We start from the raw sequence: 19,721 nt of genomic DNA, 5'->3' as shown, positions 1-19,721 counted from the left end.
TCAATTCTAATAGTAACGCTTAGGGACTATGACTCTTGTATAGTCTTGTTCAAAATCGTCGCGGTCAAATCTCAGCGTAACGTCTTCCTCAAAGCAAACCACGGAATCGTCAAACATTTTGATAAAAGAATCGGGCTTGTCTATGTCTATTTTGCAATCGGGGGTTTTGAAATGCATGGGTATAACCACATCGGGCATAAGCGTAGTCACATAGTCAAAAGCTTGTTCGGCGTCAATCGTGTAGTTGCCGCCGACGGGTATTAGCAAGATATTGACGGGCATAAGCGCGTCCGCAAGCTCGGGCGTAATGTCTTGCCCGATATCGCCCATATGGCAAATATCAATGCCGTCAATCCTGAACTTAAAAACCAAATTGGCGCCCCTTAATTTGCCTGATTGGTTGTCGTGATAGCTCGGGATAGATGTTATTTTGACGCCCGCGAACTCAAACAATCCGGGGCGGTTAATGATTTTGGGCGAGCCTTTTACGCCTATAACATAGTTATGGTCGGCATGATTGTGGGAACAAGTCACAACATCGGCTCTAAGACCGGGCATTTCAAACCCTGTCAACTTTTTATCGTAAGGGTCGGTAATAATGGCCGTGCCTGTGCTTTCTTCCAACAAAAAACAAGAATGCCCCAGCCATTGCAATTTCATTTTGTTCCTCCATAGGTACAAATTAAACTTAATTTATAGTTGATTACGCTAGTTAAGAGGGACGCTTTCATAGAATAATCCAAAGTCAAATCAATAACTCCGTCTTTGTCCAAGAGCTCAATTTCATTGGCTGTTACTTTGATAGGGATTATTCCATAATTGGTATGAAGCCTAAATTCTTCCGTTTTTCCTTTTGATAGTATAATCGTGTAAGATTGTTCGCCAATACGCGTTAGGGTTATTGTGTCTTCTGAAAAGCCGATTGTCATTTGGTAATCTTCGCTGTTAAAATCAATAAAAACGCCTTGTCCGCGAAAAGTTACGGCGCCGTCCGTGTTTATCCTTAAAGTTTGATTACCGTTTTCATAAGTGTTGAGAACAATTTTGGCAGGGTATTGCCGCTCTTTCATTTGCCTAACTCATATTTTACATTTTATATTATAACATATTTTGGTTATTTAAAAAACCAAGAATGAACGATATTTTATGAATAATTTTTTTAAAAACGACATATTCTAATAGCGCAAGACAAAAGTCTTGGCTAAAGGCTGATTTCGCGGTAAATATATTATATATAATGTATTTATCGCGAGTCAGCCTTTTTTTATTTGGCTTTTGGGTCCAGCACGCAGATGTCTTTCAGGTTGCGGTATTTTTGGGCGTAGTCAAACCCGTATCCCACCACAAACTCGTTGGGTATGGTAAAGCCAAGATAATCCGCGCTGATCTCAACCTTTCTTCTCTCGGGCTTATCCAAAAGACAGCAGACTTTGAGCGACGCCGGATTGCGCGAAGACAGCACTTTTTTTAGATATTGCAGCGTCAAGCCCGTATCAACGATATCTTCCACGATTATCACATCTTTGCCGTCTATGGCTTCGTCCGCGTCCTTTAGCATCCTTACTTCGCCCGTGGTTTTGTGGCTTGAGCCGTAGCTGCTTACCGAGATAAAATCAATAACGACATCCACCTTGTCGCTGTCTATTTCTCTAATAAGATCCGAGAAAAAAATCACGCTTCCGCGCAAAATGGCTATCATCAAGACCGTTTTGCCGGCGTAATCTTGGGTAATTTGCGCGCCCAACTCTTTTATGCGATGAGCAATCTTGTCGCTTTCAATTAAAACTTTGGTAATTTTTGGCATTAGTAATCCTCCGAATATGTTAACTTATAAATTTTTTGGGTCTGGGAAACAACTTTAACATCTTCGCTTATCGTAAGCCCAAGTATGGCGTAAACTATATTGTTTTTGGCTAATATGGGCGTCAAGTCGCGCCGTCTTGCCAATATTTTTTGGTCAATAAAAAACTCTTTTAAAGACGCCCTGCCGCCTCCGCCCAGCTTGTTTATAATGTCTCCTTCGCGGCGGTATCTTATTACGCAGCCTTGGGGCAGTTTTTGCGCGTCAATATATAAATCGGGCGAATTTTTTAAAAAATCAAGATCGGGCTTTTCTTCCAAAAGCTCAACCTCAACCAAGCCCGTGGGAAGCTTGGTTTTGCCGACGCTAAAAGGCGCGCTAAATCCTTCCAAATTTAGTTGATTTAGTCTTGTCAAGGTTACGCCGTCATAATCCCTTATGGCGACGACTTGTTCTTTTATATCGTAGCGGCTGCCAGCATTCTTGTCTTTTAAAGATTTTATCATCTCAATATGTTTTTGTTCTATGTCGTATTTCACGCCAAGCGCGCACAGCGCGCCTAAAACCTGCCTGTTTATTATAGACGGGGCTTGGTCAAAGTCGTCCAAAGGGATAAAAACCTCGCCGTTTTTTTGGCGCAAAGCGGGGACATATCGGCCGATAAAATCGTCGTCCGTTTTCGCGGTTTTAGCGAATGCGGCGATATTTTTAACGGCGGCGGGAAACCTTTTTTTAATTTTGGGCAAGACTACGATCCTGATATAATTTCTGTCAAAATCAGTTTTCAAATTGGTCTCATCGGTCACATAGGGGATATTGTTGTCCTTTATATATTTTTCTATATCCTCTTTTGGGGTATAAAGAAGCGGCCTTATAATCCCCTCGGGCGTTTTGTGTCTTATGCCGCTTACGCCCCTTAACCCGCTGCCCCTGAACAAATGCAGCAAGACGGTTTCGGCGTTGTCGTCGGCATGGTGCGCCGTGGCGACAAAGTCCACTTCTTTTTGTCTTAACAAGTTATGGAAGATTTGGTATCTGGCTAGCCTTGCCGCGTTTTCAATATTTTTGGACGGCGGGTTTTTTAAGTCCAGTTTATAAAACAAACAGGGTATATTATTTAACTTGCAATAATCCATAACAAACAGGCTGTCTTTGGGGGAACTATCCCTTAAGCCGTGGTCAAAATTTATCGCGATAAGCCCAATATTCAACCTTTGGCGGTTTTGCAAAAACCAATGTAAAAGCGCCATAGAATCCATGCCGCCGCTTACCGCGACGCCTACATTTTTACCCTCCAAAGAATCAACAACGACATCCATTTGAAAAAATTATACCATAATTATTAAACATTAAATCTAAACAATACCACATCGTCTTCTTTTATGACATAGTCCTTGCCTTCGCTTCGGACCTTGCCTTTTTCTTTGGCCGCGCTGTAAGAGCCTAACTCCGCAAGGTCTTGGTATTGGACAACCTCGGCCCTTATAAACCCTTTTTCAAAATCGCTATGGATCTTGCCCGCGGCTTGCTGCGCTTTTGTGCCTTTTTTTATCGTCCATGCCCGCGCCTCTTTTTCGTTGACGGTCAAAAAGCTGATAAGATCCAAAAGCCTGTATCCCGTCAAGATAAGCTGTTCCAGCCCGCTTGTTTTAAGCCCCAATTCGCGCGCAAACTGCTTTCGTTCTTGGGGCGGCAAGGCGGTTAGCTCTTCTTCTAATTTAGCGCAAATCGCCATAAACTCGGCGTTTTGGCTTTTTGCGTATTCCCTTACGGTTTTTATATGCTCGTTTTCTTTATCCAAATCGTCCTCGCCTATATTGGCGCAATAGATGACGGGCTTTAAGGTAAGCAAGCAAAATTCTTTGGCGGCGTTAATCTCGTCCTCGTCTTGCAAAGCGCTGCGGGCGGGTTTTCCGCTGTTTAGCGCCGCCTTTATTTTGTTTAGCAACTCAAGCTCGTCTAGGCTTGTTTTATCTTGGCCTTTGGCGAGTTTTTGCGCCCGTTCTATGCGTTTTTCCACGCTTTCCAAGTCGGCCAAGATAAGCTCGTATTCTATGGTCTGCATATCCCTTAACGGATCAAGCTCTTCGTCAACATGGATTATATTTGAATCGTCAAAACATCTTACCAAATGCGCTATGGCGTCCACTTCGCGTATATGCGACAAAAACTTATTGCCAAGGCCCTCGCCCTTGCTCGCGCCCTTGACCAAGCCCGCGATATCCACAAATTCCAAGACGGCTGGCGTTATTTTTTTGGAATTGTATATTTTGGCCAAAGTTGCCAGTCTTGGATCGGGAACATTGACTACGCCGATATTGGGTTCTATGGTGCAAAACGGATAGTTCGCGACCTCGGCTTGCGCGTTTGTTATCGCGTTAAAAAGGGTGCTTTTGCCCACATTGGGCAGCCCCACAACGCCAAGTTTCATTTATAAAACTCCGACGAAAAAACTAAGAAAAGAACAAAACTTATTATAGCACAAAACCCCAAAAATCTAAAGTTTTATCCGCGCCCGCAGGCATTATTTTGTGCCTTTTGCCATATTTATAATTTATGACAATCTGGGAAGCCATTATCTTGGGCCTAATTCAAGGCCTTACCGAGTTCCTGCCAATATCAAGCAGCGGGCATTTGGTTTTCTTGCAAAATGTTTTGGGCATTGAGGGCGGGTTAAGCTTTGACATAATAGCGCACCTTGCCACTTTAATAGCCGTAATAGCAGTAATGTTTGACCAAGTAAAAAAGATTTTTTCCAAACCTTTTTCCAAGCCCGTAATGTTGATAGCCGTATCCATGATCCCGGCCGTTTTGATAGCGTTGGTTTTTGAGGGGTTTTTGAAAAGTTCTTTTGACGGGCGGTATTTGGGCTGGGGGTTTTTGGTAAGCGCCGTTTTTTTGGTCATAGGCGATTTTGCGCGCTCAACGCAAAAGCCGTGTCCGCTGGCCAATCTTGGCATTGAGCAAAACATTGATATAAAAAAAGCTTTGGTTATGGGCGTGTTTCAAGGAGTCGCGGTATTTCCGGGCGTCTCGCGAAGCGGCTCCACCATAAGCTCGGGGCTTGTTTTGGGAATAAACCGCCAAACAGCGACCGAATTTTCTTTTTTGATGAGCATACCCATAATCTTAGGCGCTGTGGTTTTTGATATTGTTGATATAGGCGTTGTGTCTTCCGATATCGGCGCGGGCGCGCTGATTGCGGGCTTTATAAGCGCGCTTATTAGCGGATATATTGCCGCCAAGATTATGCTAAAAATTATCGCCAAACTCAATTTTTGGGGATTTTCAATATATCTTATATTGATGTCTTTGCTGTCTTTTATATTTATTTAAAATTTTTAAGTGGCCGACGCCGTATCCCAAAGCGTAATTTTGACATCGCCGCATAAAACGTCTGAATACGAATAAGTTATAATATCCATAGCTTTTTGCTCGTTGACCCTTACGGTAAAAACAGCCGGATAAATCTCTTCCAAAACGCCTGTATAACGGACATAGCGTTTTCGTCCGCGATGGACGGTTAGTTTTATATTTTTTCCTTTTAAGCTCAAGATCCGTTCTTTAACGGCGTCCATTTCATAAACAGGCTTTCTCATTTGGGATTCTCCTTATGTGAAAAAATATTTTGCCAAAAAACCAAAAAAATTCCAACGCTTGTATTATGCCCCAATACCCCCAAAATTAAACAGACCAATTATTCGCGCCCGTTTAAAAAACTTTTTTATTTATATATTTTTATAGTCATAAATCGCCAGGTTAGGCTATACAATATATTGTTACACTGTAAATTAACAGGGGGCATTCTTATGGCATCAGAACTGATTTTTGAAGAAATAACCGCGGAATATTTCAAAAATATCACTCCCAACCAAATAGCGATAGAGGCTAAGCTTCAGCCCTTGACCGATGTTAAGATAGCCAAGATTTTGACAATTTCTTGCGAGGCCGAAATCTTGTCGCACGAGGCGCTTGCGGGCGAGGCGCGTTATAACGGCAGAGCCAATTTCAAAGTGCTGTTTTTGGACAACGAAGGGGCGACCAACAGCATGGATTATAACGCCGACTTTTCTGATAAAATTGCTGATGACTGCATAATGCCCTCAAGCGAATTAATGCTGGAAGCGCATGTGCTGGATACCGAAACTGTTTCGGTTACCCAAACCGAGCTTAAGATATCGGCGGCCATAGAGATATGCTGCAAAGTCCTGATAAGCGAACGCCTCAACCTGTTAAAAGAGGGCGCTGACGATATTTATACTCAGACCGAGGAGATAGAATACGATATAATAAGCGCCAAAAGCGCGGAGACATTTTTGGTAGCCGAGGAATTTGAGCCCAAAGACAATATCGTCAATATTTTGCTGTGCGAAGCCAATCATATAACAAAGGATGTCAGCGCGGGCCTTGACTGCGTGATTATTTCGGGGATGATTGACCTTAATGTGATATATAGCGCCGAAAACGGTCTTATAAAAAACGAGAATTTTATAACCGAATACACCCAAGAAATTAACGCCCCGGGCGCCAGAATAGACGACAAAGTCATATATTCCATAAAGATAAACAGCTTTACGGTAACCTTGACGGACGATTTGGCGACCCAGAGCAAAACAATCAAATGCGATTTTAAGATGGGCGCCGATTGCCGCGCCATCGGCAAGGCCAAAGCCGCGACCGTCGTGGACGCGTTCAGCGTATCCAAAGAAATCAAAATCATAGGCGAGAGCATAGATATCAAGCAGTTCGAAGGCGTCAAGGTAATTGACGAGTCAATAGAGGGCGCGGCCGATTTGGGCGAGGAATTGCCCGCCGTGGACAAAATTGTTTGCCTTACCTCTTCCAAAGCCCAAGTGGCCAATATCTATAACGAAGGCGACAAGCTTACAATAGAAGGCGTTTTGCATACGGGCATAATCTATTGGAACAACGAATACGAAACCCGAAACTCAGTGTCCGTGGAGCTGCCGTATTCCTTAACCGTCAAGTGCGACCTGCCCCAAGGCGAGCTAGACTTTGACGGCAAGGCTTGCATCCTGAAAGTTTGGGCGCAGCCCAGAAAAAGAGGCGAGATCGAACTAAAAGCCGACGTCAAGTTTTGCATAAATGTGTATAAGAAAAAAATCGGCTATTACATAAAGGATATTCAAATTGGCGAATTAAAAATAGCCAAAGACAGCGCGATAGCGGTTTACATAACCCGCCAGGGCGAAAAGTTATGGGATGTCGCCAAAGCGCTGCATACCACTCCCGAGATAATCCTAAAAAACAACCCCAACCTTAAAGAGCCTTTGCCCGCGGGAGAACGAATATTAATTTATCGTCAAATAACGGCAGACATATAAATCGCCCAAAACTCTAAAAAAAATCCTCTCAAAGCCGTTTTGAGAGGATTTTTTTATCTAAAACATCTTTTTTCTATACATAATCAACGCCGCAATCCCTGAGCATAAAGCCGAGATCCCTACGATTATCCAAAACCCGAGTTTGTGGGTTTGCAGCGGCAGCGGCGTGTTCATGCCGAAAAAGGACGCTATCAAGGTGGGTATAGTGATAATAATGGTCAAGGCGGTTAAGAGTTTCATCACTTTGTTTTGGTTGTTGCCGATAACCGAGGCGAAAGCGTCCATTGTGCCGCTTAGCACGTCGCGGTAAATATCGGCCATTTCCATGGCCTGACGGCTTTCTATGACGGCGTCGTCCAAGATATCTTGGTCTTCGTCATAGTGCTTGACGATTGAGCTCGCCAAAACTTTTTCCAAAACGGCGTGATTGGACTTTATGGACGTGGAGAAATAAACCAAAGACTTTTCCAGCTCAAGCAACTGGATAAGCTCTTTATTTTTCATTGATTTGTGCAGTTTGAGCTGTATGCGGTTGCTTAATTTGTCTATTTGCCTTAGATAATGCAAAAATTTAACCGAGTTGTTATAAAGAATTTGATACAAAAACCTGGTGGGCTTGTTAATATCAAAGCCCTTTATCCTGCCCTGTATAAAATCGCTAATAACCGAGGTGGGCTTTAGGCAAACGGTGATAAAATGCTCCCCGGTTATGATTATGCCTAACGGCAATGTGTTATAATAATAAGACTCTCCTTCCTCGGACTCGTTCATTATAGGGATATCAACCAAGATAAGTTTGCATTGGTCTTCAATTTCAATACGCGCGCGCTCTTCTTCGTCCAGAGCCGCTTTTATCATCTGCGCGGGCGCGCCCGTGACAGCCGATATGTTTTCTATTTCCAAATCGTTTGGGTTTTCCATATGAATCCAGCAGTTTTTGGCCGCGGACTCAATTTCATGGGCGTTTTTTTCGCCGACAGGAGTAAAAAAGTATCTTACCATAACACATCGCCTATTTATTATTATAAAAAATGCGCGGAACAATTAACCGCGCATTAATTATCTTTAAACGGGCGGTTAATTGTCTAATTTAATATTTTGCTTCTCCCGCTAGGGTCGTCCATAATATAAACTCCTAAAATTGATTATACCATTGGCGTTTATTTTAAATCAAACGATTTATAATAAAAATGAAAGATTTTTTTATTTATCGACTTTTGCAAGCGCGTCCAAAAACTTATCCATTTGCTCGTCCGCGCCGATGCTTACCCTTAGATAATCTTTTGTTTTAGGGTTGTCAAAATGCCTTACCAAAATTTTGCGCTCTTTTAGTCTTTGCGCTACGGTCTTTGCGGGCAAATTGGGCTTAAAAAAGATAAAGTTAGTCTTAGAATCAAGCACATTATAGCCTTTTTCTTTTAAGGACGAGATTACTCTTTGGCGGGTGTTAATTATTTTATTTGTTGTCTTTTTAGCGTGTTCGTAATCGTTTACCGCGGCCATCGCGCCCGCCTGGGCAAGGCGGTCAATAGAGTAACTGTTAAAACAATCCCTTATCTTTTCAAGGCCTTTTATTAAATTAATATCCCCGAATGCAAAGCCGCATCTTAGGCCCGCCAGCGCCCAAGCTTTGGAAAAAGTGCGCACGATTAAGACATTGTTATATTCTTTGGCCAAATCCAAACAGTTATAAGTCCCAAAATCCGCGTAAGCTTCGTCTATGATTATTACCTTGTCTTGGTTGGCTTTTACAATCTTTAAAATGTCCTTATAAGCCATTTCCAAAGAAGTGGGCGCGTTCGGGTTGGCTATAATAATGCCTTGGCAGTTATTTAGATTTAGATAATCGTCCGCGTTAATGGCAAAGTCGTCCCCTACGGGTATTTCGCGGTAATTGATATCATAAAGCTCGGCCCATACGGGATAAAAACTATAAGTGATATCGGCAAAGACGATATCCTTGTCCTTTGGGTCAAAAAAGGCTATATACGCAAGCCCCAAAACTTCGTCGCTGCCGTTGCCGATAAAAATATTATCGGGATTAATGCCATACAGTTTGCCCAGCGCCTTTTTTAGACCCTCGGCTTTGGGATTGGGATAATAGTTAAGCCTGGTTTCGTCTTTAATAGCCTTTAACACGGCTTTGGACGGCGGATAGGCGTTTTCGTTGGAGTTTAGTTTGATATATCCCCAATTGATTTGCTCGCCCGCCGTATATTCTCGGATGGTTTGCGCCTTTTTGCTAATAAACATAATTAATCTCCCATATTTATAAAAATATGCCCGATAAGCGAAAGGGCATATTTTTTAATAATGCGTTTTATAAAGTTTTATATTAAAGCCTTATTAGCCTTTCGCGAGCTTAACAAGCCTTTTATAGCGGTCTTTATAAATGGTGATATACGGCTTCCATTCCCTGTTTAGCTGCTTAAGAATTTGGTTTTGGTAATTGGTAAAAGCGTCGGCTTTTTTCTTGTCCAAAAGCTCTTTTTCCAAAGCTTTTTGGTAAGTGGTGTCATGCAGGCCGTCTTGGAACACGCTTGTGTATTCGCCCAGTTGTTTTGTTTCAGGCTTGACAATGGAAGACAGCATTATATAATGCACGCCGTAGTCGGTAACGGCCTTTTCAATGGCGCCCAGAACGCCTTTTTCAAACAGCTTAAACGACGCTTCCTCAAACTCAAGCTGATATCCCGATTCGCCTTTTTCGGTCGCGTACTGCATTCCATAACCCTTGACATTATTAAAGATGCCCGGGTCGGTATTGTATTTGAAGATGAGCTGTTCAAATTTCCGCTCGGCCGAACTTGACTTGCCCTCCAAATGTTTCATTTTCCCATATATTTCGTTTTCTATAACGGATATATGTTTGGGCTCGCCCACATTATAGCCAAACTCATGCGCATAAGAGGTTATTTGACCCGCAAGCTTATCCCTGAAAGCCTTAACCGCTTCTTCGCTAACGCCTAGCTTTTTGTATTCGTCAATCTTGGCTTTTTGCTCGTCCGAAAAAGGAATCAGTATATGCTTAACATAAAACCATTTTACATCTTGAGGGTGATACAATATCAGGTCGTTGCCGTCTTTTAACGCTGAGATATAATTGGAAATATCGGCGTCAAAGGAAGCTTTTTGTTCGGCTAACTTTTTGTTGTAATAAGCTTTTACCTCTTCTTCTGTTACCGCCACATCCTTTTCGGCGTATTCTTGCAGCTTGTTAAACAACATCGCGTTATACGCGTTTTCGTAATAAAGATATCTTATAAACCAAAAATCTTGAAGCTGGGTATATAATTTGGCGAATTCGTGCGGCGGGGTGTTTTTGTATTGGTCTATTTTTTTAAGATCGGCTTCAAACTTAGCCGCGTTCGCGGGCGACAAAATATCGGGGTTAATTCTTTCCCTTATGCCTTGCAGAAATCTTCTCAAAGCCTCGGTCTTTAACGCGGCCAGGCGGTATTCGTCCGTTTTAAAATATGCTTGCTTGGCTTTTTCCGCGCCGTGTTCAATAATGGAATAATCAAATATAGGGCCCCTGCTGCCTTCGGGCTGCCAAGGCTCTTCGTCCATAATAATATTGTCTTTTATTTCATAGTCGGAGTCTTCATCCTCGTCAGGCGCGTAGGCGTATTCCAAGACAGGCCAATCGGGCTCGAGGTCTTCGCCTTGTCCGCGTATATATATTTCTTGATCGTATTCTTTGGCGATTTCGGTTTCAAACTCATACAATTCGTCGTCAATCTGGTCATATACATTTTTCCAAATTTGGTTTAGCTCGGATTGCCTGAATTTGATTAAGTTGGCGGCGATAAGCCTTTGGGCTTCGTTTATCAATAACTCGCGTTCAATTAACTGGTCAAGCAGTTTGTCATAAGCTTCTTGGGCCGACATGCCGTATTGGGATTGATAGTCTTGGCCGTATTGCCTAAAAACATTATATAATTCAAGCTTGGAAACAACCCTTTCTTCTGAGGTAAACATGCTGTCCTCAAAACCGCCGTTGTCTTTTTTGATTTTTATGGGCAAAGTTCTTGACGCTATAACGGCCACCGATTCGGCCAAGTCTTTTTCCTCGTTCAGCACAAACAGCCTGCAGCCCGACAAAACGCCCAGCCCAAGCGCTATGCATAACAAGATTGTCAATAGTTTTTTTATCATATCATCTCCGACCTTTATGTGCCTATAATTTTGCAGTATCTAATATTATACTTAATTTTTAGTTGTTTAGCAATTCTTTTTGGTCGTATTTATTAGCCAAAGCCTCCAAGAAACCATAGACATTTTTATATGCTTGGCTTTTGACCAAAACTTTGGGTTTTTTGCTTAAGTCCAAATAAGCGCAGTCTTGAAATTGGTTGACAATATCAATAAGCTCGGGCGTAACTTCGTTAAACAATATCCAGCCATTGTTTTTTTCCAAGCGGACGACGCTGGCTCTTGCCCGCACGCCCAAGCCTTTATACAATCCCACATTGACCAAATTTTCCACTTGTTTGGGCACAGCCCCGAAGACATCTTTTATTTCTTGGAGTATGTCCATCCGGTCTTTGGGCGTTTGGATGGACGAGATTTTGTTATAAAGCCTCATTCTGACGCCGCTGTCGTCTATAAACTCATCGGGAATATAGGCGTCAAAATCGGTTTCTATGCGGCATTCGGCTATTTCTTTCGCCTGCTTATTTTCCAGCTCTTGCCGGGCCTGGATTAAGAGTTTGGTATATAGCTCGTATCCCACCTTTTCCATATGCCCGTGTTGTTTTTTGCCCAAAACCGTGCCCGCCCCCCTTATTTCCAAGTCCTTGAGCGCGATCTTAAACCCGCTGCCCAATTCTGTGAATTCCATTAAGGCTTCCAGCCTTTTATAAGCTTGCGAAGTCAGTTCCTTGTCGGGCTCAAAGGTAAGGTATGCATAACCTAACCTATTGCTTCGGCCCACCCTGCCTCTTAGCTGGTAAAGCTGGCTAAGCCCGAACCTGTCGGCATTGCACACAATCAGGGTATTGGCGTTTGGCAAGTCAATTCCGTTTTCTATTATGGTGGTGCAGACCAAGACATTGCTTTCGCCCTCGTAAAACCTTTTGACCGCGCGCGCAAGCTGATACTCGGGCATAGTGCCGAAAACAACCTCTATCAAGGCTTGGGGCGCCAGTTTTTTTACCTTGGCCGCGAAACCGTCAATAAATTCAGAGCGATTATAGACCACAAATACCTGTCCGCCGCGGCTTAGCTCGCGGGTGATGGCGTCTTTTATAAGCCCGTCGGACAATTCGGCGATATAAGTTTGTATAGGCAGTCTATCGGCAGGGGGAACGCTCAAGATGCTTATGTCCCTTATTCCGCTTAGCGACATATGCAATGTCCTGGGAATGGGAGTGGCCGACATGCTCAGAACATTGACATTGGTTTTCAGCGTCTTGATTTTTTCTTTATCTTCCACGCCAAAGCGCTGTTCTTCGTCCAAAATCAAAAGCCCCAAATCCTTAAACTCCACATCCTTGGACAAGATACGGTGGGTGCCGCACAAGATATCTATCTCGCCCGCCTTTAGCCTTTTTAGGATGTCTTTGGCCTCTTTTGCGGACTTAAAGCGGTTTAGAACTTCCACGTTAACGCCCCAGTCTTTCATCCGCTCGCAGGCCGTCCTGTAATGCTGTTCGGACAATATGGTGGTGGGCGCCAAAAACGCGACCTGGCGGTCGCACATAACGGTAGCAAAAGCCGCGCGCAAAGCCACCTCGGTCTTGCCATAGCCCACATCGCCGCAAATAAGCCTGTCCATTACCACGCCCTTTCTCATATCGTTTAAGATTTCATCAGTTGCGGTCCTTTGGTCTGGGGTCTCGGCAAACTCAAAAGAATCCTCAAACGCCCTTTGCAACTTCTCGTCTATCTCATAAACATGGCCTTTTTGCTGGCTTCTTTGCGCGTAAAGTTCTTGCAAATCAAACGCCATTTTTTTGATTTCGTTTTTTACTTTTTGTTTGATTTTGCCAAACTCCGCGCCGCCCAGCCTGGACAATTTAGGCGACGAGCCGCTGTATTTGGACAGCAAATCGGACTGCTCGGTGGGCACATAAAGCCTGTCGCCGTTACGGTATTCTATGACGATATAATCCCTCGTTCCTAAGCTGCTGCTCAGGCGGGTTAGGCCCCTGCAAATGCCGATGCCGTGTATAAAGTGGACGACGTAATCGCCCTCCTTGACCTCAAAAAAGACATCTCTGGTCCGCGAAGGCAAAAGCGCTCTTTTTTTGGCGAACAAATCGTCGTTGCCTATAAGTATGAATTTATCGTTATGCCAAGAACACCCAATGCCCGTTTTTATGGGAGAGATAATTATTTTAGAAGAATCCAAAAAGCCCGACGGGATTTGGTCGCGTATATCTATAAACAATCCTTTTTCGGCTATAGCCGATTGCAGCGATTTGGCTGATGATTGGTCCTTTGCCGTAAGCAAGACGCTGTAGGAATTAGCCTTCCAGTTTTTTAAGTCTTGGATCAGTTCTTCCATATTGTTGACATAGCGCGTTATAGGCGTCGCCCTGAAGTTAAAAATCTTATCGGGCTCAAAAATTTTGTTTGACGAGACAATCTTGCATAAAGCGCATTTTTTAAACTTTTCATAAAGCCCAAAAACTTCTTGGCGGGCTATAAGCTGCCTCTCCGATCCTGAGAAGACTTCGCCCAACTCAAGCAAGGATTTAAACCGCGAATAATGCTCGCTGTATAAATTGTCAAAAGCGTCCAAAACCAACTTTGGCTCGTCGTAAATAATTATTGCGTCTTGGGGCAAAAGCTCGGCCAAAGGCCGCATGTCCAACATATAAGAGATATACGCAAAAGAGTTATCAATTGACTGGGCTTCCAGCTTGAACATCAATTCGTCTATAATTCTGTCTTGACGGGCTTTTGAGTCGGGGTCAAGGCTGTCATTGCGCGCTAGCGGGATTTCTTTTTTTAGCTTCTCTATCCAATCTTGGCTTACAAAAAACTCCGTGGCCGGATATATGGTCGCGCTTTGCAAGGGGGTTAACCGTGTCTGCGCGCTCGGGGAATAGGTCATTATGCTTTCCGCCAAATCCCCAAAAAATTCGATCCTTACGGGCTCGCCCGCGTAAGGATAAATATCCAAAATATCGCCCCTTAGCGAAAAATAACCGGGAGAATTCGCAAGCGTCGCCCTTTTGTATCCGCCAAAACGAAGCTTGGATACGATACCGTCTATGTTAACCGTCTGGTTTAGGGAAATTTCAATGATATTGTCTTTAAGGTCGGACTTTTTGGGGAACAGCTCGCACAAGCTCTGCGCGCTTACAACCAAAACATCAAGCTTGCCGCTAATAAGCCTGTTTAAGGCGTCTATGCGCTTAAAAAATATTTCCTCGGAAGCGCTTTGTTTGTATGTCAATAAGTCAGGAATCGCGGGCAAAAGCGCGGCCTCGCACAAATGGGACAATTGCCCGCAAACCTTTGAGGCCTGGTAATAGTCCGCCGCTACATACAAAACAAAATCGGGAATGCAGGCGGCAAAATAAGTTTTTTCTCCCAAAGACAAGCCAAATAGCGAGGCTGAAAAGCCTCGCGAGATCAAAAGCGCGATATCTTGAACCTCGCGCGGTATTGGAAGATTATTTTTTATAGGCATATATTATTATTTTGGTTAAATTCTTAATAAATTAAATTGTTTTGTTGTAATTTTGCATAACGGCGTCAAAAGGCGCGCCGCCTATCCAGTCAATTATGCTGTCGCTTGCGCGCATTATCGCCTCAAACATAGCCTGCCTTAAATCTAGCGGAATATCTTGAAGTACATACTCATGCAAGGGTATATGCTCGGACGGCGGGCCTATGCCAATCCGCAGGCGCTTAAACTGTTCGCTGCCAAGGCAATGGATTATATTTTTCATGCCGTTGTGACTGCCCGCTCCGCCCCAAGGCCTTAGCCTTAACGACCCTAAGCTAATATCGGCGTCGTCATAGACCACCAAAAGCTCGTCAAGGGTGCTTTTAAATTTTTGCAACAGTAAAACCACAGCCTCGCCGCTTAAATTCATATATGTCTGGGGACAGGCAAGCACAAACTTGTTCCCGTTTAGATTGGACTCGGCTATCAAACTTTTGCATCTTAGCTTTTTGATTTTTAAGTTTAATTTTTGGGCCGCGGCTTCCAGCGCCATAAATCCGACGTTATGGAAGGCGCGAAGATATTTTTTGCCCGGGTTGCCAAGACCTACTATGATTTTCATTGTTTATTCGTAAAGCCTGCTCAAAGGCAAGTCCATATATATGCTTTGTATGGCTTCGGTGAATATAGGCGCAACGCTCACCGTCTTAAACTTGTCGCTGGTGAGTTTGCTTTTGTGCTCTATTGTGTCAAGCATTGTTATGGTCTTAAGCGGCGATTTTTCCAACCTCTCCACGGCTTGTCCGCTTAATACGGCGTGCGTGCAGCAGGCGTGAACCTCGGTAGCGCCCGCGTCCATAAGCGCCTGCGCGGCTTGGCAAATCGTTCCCGCCGTGTCAATCATGTCATCCACAAGCAAGCACGCCTTGCCTTTTACTTCGCCGATAATATTCATTACTTCCACGGAGTTTGGCTCGGGCCTGCGCTTGTCCACAATAACCAAAGGCGTGTGCATCCTTTGCGCCATAGCTCTTGCCCGAGACACGCTTCCCATATCGGGCGAAACCACCACGAAGTCTTGTTTATATAAGTCTGTTTTGGCTATCTCTCTGCACAAAACGGGCGTTCCAAACAAATGGTCAACAGGGATATCAAAAAAGCCCTGAAGCTGCGGCGCGTGCAAGTCCATAGTAAGCACCCTGTCCGCTCCCGCCGAAGTTATAAGGTCGGCGACCAGCTTTGCGGTTATGGGGTCTCGTGCTCGGGTCTTGCGGTCTTGGCGCGCGTAGCCGAAATACGGCATAACGGCCGTAATTCTGCCCGCGCTGGCCCTTCGCAAAGCGTCAATTATAATAAGCAACTCCATTAAGTTATCGTTGACGGGCGAACAAGTGGACTGCACCACAAAAACATCGCAACCCCTCACGCTTTCCATGATATGGACATTTATTTCGCCATCCGAAAACCTGCCCACTTCCATCTTGCCCTGTTCTATATTCAGCCTATTGGCGATTTCTTTGGCTAAGACGGGACAGGCGTTGCCTGCGAAGAGTTTGATGTTGTTGTTGTGCGTAACCATTTCACTATTCCTCCGATTTTATTTTCATGTAGCCGGGCTTATTGACTTGGCGCGCCCTTGCGATAGCCAAACTATCTTTTGGCACGTTTTGGTTTATGGTAGAACCCGCCGCGATAAACGCGTTATCCTCAATCACTACGGGCGAGATAATATTGGTATTGCTGCCGATAAACACATTGTCGCCCACTTTGGAAAAATGCTTGTTCTTGCCGTCATAATTGCAAACGACCACACCGCAGCCGACATTGCAATTTTGGCCAAGCTCGCAATCCCCTATGTATGTAAGATGCGCGACTTTGGTTTTGTTGCCTATACGCGCCTTTTTGGTTTCTACGAAATCGCCTATTCGGCAGTCCTCGCCGATATAACTTTCTGGACGCAAATACGCAAACGGCCCCACTGTGGTATTATTGCCTATGAAACTGCCGTTAATATTAGACGATCTTATCTGGGCGTTTTGGCCGATTACGCTGTCCGCAATAAAGTTTCCGTCGTATAAAACAGCGCCCTGGCTAATCTTGGTGCTCCCAATCAAATGATTGTTGGGATAGACGGTCACCCCGCTGGCTATCTCAACGGTGTCGTCAATAAAAACGGACGACGGGTCCAGAAAATAAACGCCGTTGTGCATATGCCGTTCTAATATGCGTTGTTTTTGCACTTCGTTGATTAGCGAAAGCGTCTTAAAGTTATAAGCCGTCAAAAAATCGTCCTCAAAAGAGAAATAATGCGTTTTGGACTTGGCGATTTCGCCAAAAGGTTTTGGGCAGTCCTTTTTAATTATGTACACGCGAGTCATCTTTACATAGTCCAAGTCGTTTTATTTGCAATACTCAACGGCTTCCATTATGGTTCTTCGTGTAATCAATGGAGTGTCCGAAAACAAAATGGCGATATATTGGCGGTCCAAATCGTTATTTTTTAGGATTTGGTCTATAAGCGCGGCATCGGACTTTTCGTTGCCCGTTATGTCGGCATAAATAATGGGCTCTTCCCAAAATACGGAAGACACCCATTCTAAGATTGACTTGCCCCAAATTTTTATCTCGTAAGAGGGGCTGCGTTTAAAGTTAGGATTGTCTACCCTTAGGATCACACCGCAAAAATCCTGGACCATATTCTTATTTTATTACCTTTAAAAAATAATGTCAATAATTTACAACCAAAGGCGATAACAAGCGCCCAAGGCCTCAAAAAACTCTTTTTCGCCTAAAATATAGCATTTTTTTGGCTATAAATGATAGTTTACTCTTTTGTTTGTCGGGATTGCTTTTCTCTTAAATCTTTAAAAAAATCGGTAAGCAGTTTGGCGCACTGTTCGTGCAAAACGCCGCTTACCACCCGCGCCCTGTGGTTAAAACGCTCGTCCTCGGGCAAATTATACAGCGTCCCGCAGCAGCCAAACCTAAAGTCCGAGGCGCCAAAGACGATTTTATCTATGCGCGAGTTGATAATCGCGCCCGCGCACATGACGCACGGCTCCATGGTCACATACAAAACGCACCCGTCCAAATACCAAGACTTGAGTTTTTTGTTGGCGCGGCGTATTGCCACGATCTCGGCGTGCGCTGTGGCGTCGTTATGTTTTTCGCGCTCGTTATGTCCTTTGGATATAATCTTTCCGTCCTTGACAATGACGGCGCCCACGGGCACGTCTTTGGTCTTCAGGGCTTTTTTTGCCTCCTGTAGCGCTATCAGCATAAATTGTTCGTCTGTCATTGGCATCAACCTTATCGCAATAGATTGTTTTTTAAAAAATGATATAAGGGTTAAAAAAATATTTTTAGCCAAAAACCGCTTTTGCTTGGTTTAACGCGGTAATGGGCACAAGCTTGTTAAGCTCCCAATCTTCTTCTAACGCTATATAGTCTATTGGATAAGGATAGGATGCGTCAACTATTTCAAAAGTATAAGCCGGAATAAAAAAATCTTGAATGCACCAATCTTTGTATCCGCCCGCGCTGCCCAATGCCCCGTCTATTAGGGCATAGGTGGTAAGCTCGCTAAAGACTTGGCCTATCGCCCTATCGCGCGAGAGGTTGGGCTCTTGCTGATAAAATTGCCAATAAATCTCTTGCCCGCGAGCGTGGTAGCTTATGGTAAGCTGCGGATAAACCCTTAAAGTTATATCCATAAGCGCGCGCGTCTCGGGCTCGGACGCCGGATAGGGTCCCACATAATCCGACGGCGCGGGCGAAAACACATTCTGAACGCCCGTTCCCCAGCGCGCCGGAAAATTGGTGTTTATATCCACGGCGTTTATGTTGGCTTTCCAAAGCGAAAAATCGTCGCTGCCGCCGTTTATGTTCAGCAAAAACTCATGCAAAGATTGCGGCGCTTCCGCAAGCCCAAATTGGCAAAGCATAACGCCGTCAATATTCACCATAGGCACAAAATACATCCCGCCCCCGCCAAAATCAGTCCCATGAGGTCTTAACACATAATATATAAGCTCCACTATAAGCTGGGATGTGATATGCTCTCTAGCATGGACGCCGCCTTGGATAAGTATTTGGTTGGGCGAATAATCCCCGATATGAAGCGCCGGGATAGGCCGGCCCAAAACCGTGTTGCCTATGTACAAAAGGTCCGCGCCCATCCTTGTCAAGTATTGGATGTCAACCCTTAGGTCGTAATACGAATACATATCAGTAATTTATATGCCAAAAAATGCAAATAATGTGAAAACTTAGGCAAATAATGCCGTTTGGCAATATTGCCTAAAACGCCATAAAAAATTTCATCAGCTATAAACAAAACAAACGCCCTTAACTTTAAGATTGAAAGGCGTTTTTTGGTTTTGGGTTTTTTATTGAATATTATAATTATTTTATTAATAATTATTTTATTATAAGTTTATTAAGTTTATAAAATTTTTGTTTGAATTAATGTTCATTTAATAACCCCCGCCCAAGATAAGACGGCTTTTTATTTGTTTTGGATGTATTTTTTTAAGGCAGCCGATAAATCTATAAACTGTCGGGTATTTAACATCTCCCCGCGGATATTGGCGTCCAGGTTAATTGATTGCAAGATGTCTTTTAAAACATCTTTGGCCAGGCCAAACTCGGCGGATAGGTTGTTTATAAGCTGTTTTCTGCGCGCGCTGAACGCGCTTTTTACCGTTCTTTTGAAAAAACCATAATCGTCTATTTTATACGGGCGATAAGCCAAATGTATTACGCAAGAGTCAACTTTGGGCCGGGGTATAAACATCTCTTTTTTGACTTTGCGGGTAATTTTGGCTTGATACTTGCTGTCAATCCCCACGGTCAAAGCGCCGTAGTCTTTGGAAGCGGGTTTTGCCGTAATCCTTTGTCCCACTTCCAATTGCGCCATGACGGTAATGCTGGCTGGCGGGTTGTTAAAATC

At 43.9% G+C, this 19,721-nt stretch carries 19 protein-coding genes; 2 read left to right on the top strand and 17 right to left on the bottom strand.

All coding sequences use genetic code 11. The features are described from left to right. Positions 1–6: 6 nt before the first annotated feature. From GX756_01640 to ychF, 5 genes are all read right to left on the bottom strand, one after another. Positions 7–660 (bottom strand): MBL fold metallo-hydrolase, encoded by a 654-nt coding sequence (locus tag GX756_01640; GenBank protein NLC16567.1) that lies wholly within the window; start codon positions 658–660, stop codon positions 7–9. Further along, entirely contained in the window at positions 657–1,070 is a 414-nt protein-coding gene (locus GX756_01635; GenBank protein ID NLC16566.1) for a DUF1934 domain-containing protein, read from the bottom strand. The genes GX756_01640 and GX756_01635 overlap by 4 nt, the downstream gene beginning before the upstream one ends. A gap of 194 nt (positions 1,071–1,264) precedes the next feature. After that, positions 1,265–1,804 carry a hypoxanthine phosphoribosyltransferase gene (hpt, locus tag GX756_01630; GenBank protein ID NLC16565.1) on the bottom strand — a complete coding sequence of 180 codons (540 nt, stop codon included), beginning with the start codon at positions 1,802–1,804 and terminating at the stop codon, positions 1,265–1,267. Beyond that, positions 1,804–3,120 carry a tRNA lysidine(34) synthetase TilS gene (gene tilS / locus GX756_01625; protein ID NLC16564.1) on the bottom strand — a complete coding sequence of 439 codons (1,317 nt, stop codon included), beginning with the start codon at positions 3,118–3,120 and terminating at the stop codon, positions 1,804–1,806. The genes hpt and tilS overlap by 1 nt, the downstream gene beginning before the upstream one ends. 23 nt (positions 3,121–3,143) lie before the next feature. Further along, positions 3,144–4,232: a redox-regulated ATPase YchF gene (gene ychF, locus GX756_01620; GenBank protein NLC16563.1), complete on the bottom strand. Its 1,089-nt coding sequence runs from the start codon at positions 4,230–4,232 to the stop codon at positions 3,144–3,146. A gap of 125 nt (positions 4,233–4,357) precedes the next feature. Between ychF and GX756_01615 the strand changes: the two genes are divergently transcribed. Beyond that, positions 4,358–5,137: an undecaprenyl-diphosphate phosphatase gene (locus GX756_01615; GenBank protein ID NLC16562.1), complete on the top strand. Its 780-nt coding sequence runs from the start codon at positions 4,358–4,360 to the stop codon at positions 5,135–5,137. 5 nt (positions 5,138–5,142) lie between these two features. Here GX756_01615 and GX756_01610 read toward each other — a convergent pair whose 3' ends face one another. Next, on the bottom strand, positions 5,143–5,400 hold the full coding sequence (locus GX756_01610) for a Veg protein (protein NLC16561.1): 258 nt from the start codon (positions 5,398–5,400) through the stop codon (positions 5,143–5,145). Positions 5,401–5,610: 210 nt separating this feature from the next. Between GX756_01610 and GX756_01605 the strand changes: the two genes are divergently transcribed. Next, entirely contained in the window at positions 5,611–7,146 is a 1,536-nt protein-coding gene (locus tag GX756_01605; protein NLC16560.1) for a DUF3794 domain-containing protein, read from the top strand. A gap of 57 nt (positions 7,147–7,203) precedes the next feature. On the opposite strand, the gene GX756_01600 is transcribed toward GX756_01605, so the two are convergent. From GX756_01600 to GX756_01550, 11 genes are all read right to left on the bottom strand, one after another. Further along, positions 7,204–8,148 carry a magnesium transporter CorA family protein gene (locus GX756_01600; protein ID NLC16559.1) on the bottom strand — a complete coding sequence of 315 codons (945 nt, stop codon included), beginning with the start codon at positions 8,146–8,148 and terminating at the stop codon, positions 7,204–7,206. Between the two features lie 201 nt (positions 8,149–8,349). Continuing rightward, positions 8,350–9,399 (bottom strand): histidinol-phosphate transaminase, encoded by a 1,050-nt coding sequence (locus GX756_01595; protein ID NLC16558.1) that lies wholly within the window; start codon positions 9,397–9,399, stop codon positions 8,350–8,352. Positions 9,400–9,492: 93 nt separating this feature from the next. Continuing rightward, complete coding sequence (locus GX756_01590) at positions 9,493–11,304, bottom strand: hypothetical protein (protein NLC16557.1); 1,812 nt, start codon at positions 11,302–11,304, stop codon at positions 9,493–9,495. Positions 11,305–11,362: 58 nt separating this feature from the next. Then, positions 11,363–14,791, bottom strand: coding sequence for a transcription-repair coupling factor (gene mfd / locus GX756_01585; protein ID NLC16556.1), 3,429 nt, complete (start codon positions 14,789–14,791; stop codon positions 11,363–11,365). A 31-nt stretch (positions 14,792–14,822) separates the two neighbouring features. Next, positions 14,823–15,392 (bottom strand): aminoacyl-tRNA hydrolase, encoded by a 570-nt coding sequence (locus GX756_01580; protein NLC16555.1) that lies wholly within the window; start codon positions 15,390–15,392, stop codon positions 14,823–14,825. Between the two features lie 3 nt (positions 15,393–15,395). After that, positions 15,396–16,349, bottom strand: a complete 954-nt coding sequence (locus tag GX756_01575) for a ribose-phosphate pyrophosphokinase (GenBank protein ID NLC16554.1) — start codon at positions 16,347–16,349, stop codon at positions 15,396–15,398. 4 nt (positions 16,350–16,353) lie between these two features. Then, entirely contained in the window at positions 16,354–17,148 is a 795-nt protein-coding gene (locus tag GX756_01570; protein ID NLC16553.1) for a hypothetical protein, read from the bottom strand. Positions 17,149–17,169: 21 nt separating this feature from the next. Then, positions 17,170–17,445 carry a hypothetical protein gene (locus GX756_01565; GenBank protein ID NLC16552.1) on the bottom strand — a complete coding sequence of 92 codons (276 nt, stop codon included), beginning with the start codon at positions 17,443–17,445 and terminating at the stop codon, positions 17,170–17,172. Positions 17,446–17,594: 149 nt separating this feature from the next. Continuing rightward, the gene (locus tag GX756_01560; protein ID NLC16551.1) at positions 17,595–18,074 is read right to left on the bottom strand and encodes a nucleoside deaminase; all 480 of its coding nucleotides are present in this window, start codon (positions 18,072–18,074) and stop codon (positions 17,595–17,597) included. Between the two features lie 58 nt (positions 18,075–18,132). Then, complete coding sequence (locus GX756_01555) at positions 18,133–18,996, bottom strand: hypothetical protein (GenBank protein ID NLC16550.1); 864 nt, start codon at positions 18,994–18,996, stop codon at positions 18,133–18,135. Positions 18,997–19,277: 281 nt separating this feature from the next. Continuing rightward, on the bottom strand, positions 19,278–19,721 hold a 444-nt coding region (locus tag GX756_01550), incomplete at its 5' end, for a 16S rRNA (adenine(1518)-N(6)/adenine(1519)-N(6))-dimethyltransferase (protein ID NLC16549.1).

The organism is Clostridiales bacterium, from assembly GCA_012512255.1.
GTDB lineage: Bacteria > Bacillota > Clostridia > Christensenellales > DUVY01 > DUVY01.
Note: the sequence above shows the minus strand (reverse complement) of the source record. Positions and strands in the feature narration are given on the sequence as shown.

Excerpts from the sequence above, each read along its gene's own strand:
- GX756_01640 (NLC16567.1), bottom strand. The coding sequence starts at position 660 with ATGAAATTGCAATGGCTGGGGCATTCTTGTTTTTTGTTGGAAGAAAGC.
- GX756_01635 (NLC16566.1), bottom strand. The coding sequence starts at position 1,070 with ATGAAAGAGCGGCAATACCCTGCCAAAATTGTTCTCAACACTTATGAA.
- hpt (NLC16565.1), bottom strand. The coding sequence starts at position 1,804 with ATGCCAAAAATTACCAAAGTTTTAATTGAAAGCGACAAGATTGCTCAT.
- tilS (NLC16564.1), bottom strand. The coding sequence starts at position 3,120 with ATGGATGTCGTTGTTGATTCTTTGGAGGGTAAAAATGTAGGCGTCGCG.
- ychF (NLC16563.1), bottom strand. The coding sequence starts at position 4,232 with ATGAAACTTGGCGTTGTGGGGCTGCCCAATGTGGGCAAAAGCACCCTT.
- GX756_01615 (NLC16562.1), top strand. The coding sequence starts at position 4,358 with ATGACAATCTGGGAAGCCATTATCTTGGGCCTAATTCAAGGCCTTACC.
- GX756_01610 (NLC16561.1), bottom strand. The coding sequence starts at position 5,400 with ATGAGAAAGCCTGTTTATGAAATGGACGCCGTTAAAGAACGGATCTTG.
- GX756_01605 (NLC16560.1), top strand. The coding sequence starts at position 5,611 with ATGGCATCAGAACTGATTTTTGAAGAAATAACCGCGGAATATTTCAAA.
- GX756_01600 (NLC16559.1), bottom strand. The coding sequence starts at position 8,148 with ATGGTAAGATACTTTTTTACTCCTGTCGGCGAAAAAAACGCCCATGAA.
- GX756_01595 (NLC16558.1), bottom strand. The coding sequence starts at position 9,399 with ATGTTTATTAGCAAAAAGGCGCAAACCATCCGAGAATATACGGCGGGC.
- GX756_01590 (NLC16557.1), bottom strand. The coding sequence starts at position 11,304 with ATGATAAAAAAACTATTGACAATCTTGTTATGCATAGCGCTTGGGCTG.
- mfd (NLC16556.1), bottom strand. The coding sequence starts at position 14,791 with ATGCCTATAAAAAATAATCTTCCAATACCGCGCGAGGTTCAAGATATC.
- GX756_01580 (NLC16555.1), bottom strand. The coding sequence starts at position 15,392 with ATGAAAATCATAGTAGGTCTTGGCAACCCGGGCAAAAAATATCTTCGC.
- GX756_01575 (NLC16554.1), bottom strand. The coding sequence starts at position 16,349 with ATGGTTACGCACAACAACAACATCAAACTCTTCGCAGGCAACGCCTGT.
- GX756_01570 (NLC16553.1), bottom strand. The coding sequence starts at position 17,148 with ATGACTCGCGTGTACATAATTAAAAAGGACTGCCCAAAACCTTTTGGC.
- GX756_01560 (NLC16551.1), bottom strand. The coding sequence starts at position 18,074 with ATGCCAATGACAGACGAACAATTTATGCTGATAGCGCTACAGGAGGCA.
- GX756_01555 (NLC16550.1), bottom strand. The coding sequence starts at position 18,996 with ATGTATTCGTATTACGACCTAAGGGTTGACATCCAATACTTGACAAGG.